General features: G+C 65.5%; 1 protein-coding gene. It reads left to right on the top strand.

The window, feature by feature from the left end; genetic code table 11:
- Window positions 1-1593: RHS repeat-associated core domain-containing protein (locus ACGF5U_RS31715; RefSeq protein ID WP_392718890.1), on the top strand; the 1593-nt coding region annotated here is incomplete at its 5' end.
- Window positions 1594-1752: the final 159 nt, after the last annotated feature.

Raw genomic sequence — 1752 nt, forward strand, 5'->3', positions numbered from 1 at the left:
GTTCCCGGGGCCAACTCGGCCAGCGGCACCGACCTCCAGCTCTCCACCTGCGACACCAACGGCACCGCCCAGTCCTGGGTCCCCGCCAACGAGACGACCTACATCTATGACGCCACCGGGCGTCGGCTGATGGCCGTCAACGCCAGCGAGCGCACCCTGTACCTGGGCGACACCACGGTGTCCATGGCCGCCAACGGCGCCCCGGCCTACACCGAGCGCTACTACGCCCAGCCGGGCGCGCCCACCGTCATGCGCAGCGCGTACGGCACGGGTTCGTCCACGCTGACGATGCAGGCGACCGACCAGAACGGCACGTCGTACGCGGAGGTGACGCTCGCCGCGGGCAACGCGGTGAAGTTCAACAAGCTCGACCCGTTCGGCGTCAAGCGCAACGAGCACAACACCTGGCGCTCCCACAAGGGCTACATCGGTGGTGACGACGACCGGTCGACCGGCCTCGTCCACCTGGGCGCCCGCGAGTACGACCCGCACACCGGCCGGTTCATCTCGCCGGACCCGCTGGTGGATCTGAACGATCCGGTCCAGATGAACGGGTACGTGTACTGCGAGAACAACCCGATCACCTTCGCCGACCCCACGGGGCTGGCGTCGGAGTCCAGCGGCAGCGACTTCGGTGGCCCGTCCAACTCCGAGGTGGCCTGGGCGAACAAGCAGCTCAACACGTCGATCGCGGACATCATCCTGAGCGTCGGCTGGGCGGCTCTGAAGGAGTTCGTCGGCTGGAACTCGGTCGTGAACTGCTTCTCGCGCGGTGACCTCTGGGCATGCGGCGGCCTCTTCCTCGAAGCCGTGCCGTGGTACAAGGTCAGCAAGATTCCCAAGATCCTCAGCGCGGTGAAGAGGATCGCCGGTGCGATCAGTGCCCTGATGAAGGCCAAGGAGAAGGCCCGCAAGATCCTCGAAATGGCCCGCAAGGCCAAGGAGGCCGCCCGCAAGGCGGCGGAGGCCAAGAAGAAGGCCGCCGCGAAGGCCGCGCAACTCAAGAAGAAGGCGCAACAGGCCGCGACCAGAGCCGCGAAGAAGGCGGCGCAGAAGACCGGAAACGCTGTCCAGAAGGCAAAGAAGGCAGTTGCCAAGTCGGCCGACCGGGGATCCGGCGCCTCGTCCAAGCGGGTCGGTCGCAAGGATGCGAACAACCAACCGCTCGTGGTCAAGGGGCGGGACCAGAAGAATGTCGGCGTGGAGAACAAGGGCCCGGAAAGCGTGACGCAGGGACGTCGGGCGGACGGTGAAACCGTCTTCTCCGGACACGGGACCTTCGGTAGCAATACGGGGCAGTTCATGGTTCCGCAGGGAACGACGCTGCACTTCTACGTGCCACATCGGAAGACCCTGGACGACAGTGTGGGCCTGGCTGTGGAGCGAGGCGGTCCGGATGCTCCGGGCGCCGTCGAATCCTTCGGTCCGGGATCGATTCTCCCGGACTACATCCTCGGCCCCCCGACCAACCTGAACATCATGAGTGGCAGCCTGACCGTCACTCAGAAGACAGGAATCAGCGCCGTGATCAAGCAGGGTATGGGCAACGTCCACATGGCCATGTGCCGTGAGTTCGATGCACTGCATTTCTGATTGATCAGCCGGGCTGACACCCGGTGTTATCGTGGTCGGGGGGCCCCCCCCCCCCGGGGGGGCCCCCCCCCCCCCGCGTTTTTAGGGTTGTGTGGACAGAGTAGTGTTATACCCCCCAGTGCCGCGAATAATTCAACAACTAAACCGATCCCGGCCGGG

This window comes from Streptomyces sp. NPDC047886 (genome assembly GCF_043204435.1).
In the GTDB taxonomy this organism is placed as follows: Bacteria; Actinomycetota; Actinomycetes; order Streptomycetales; family Streptomycetaceae; genus Streptomyces.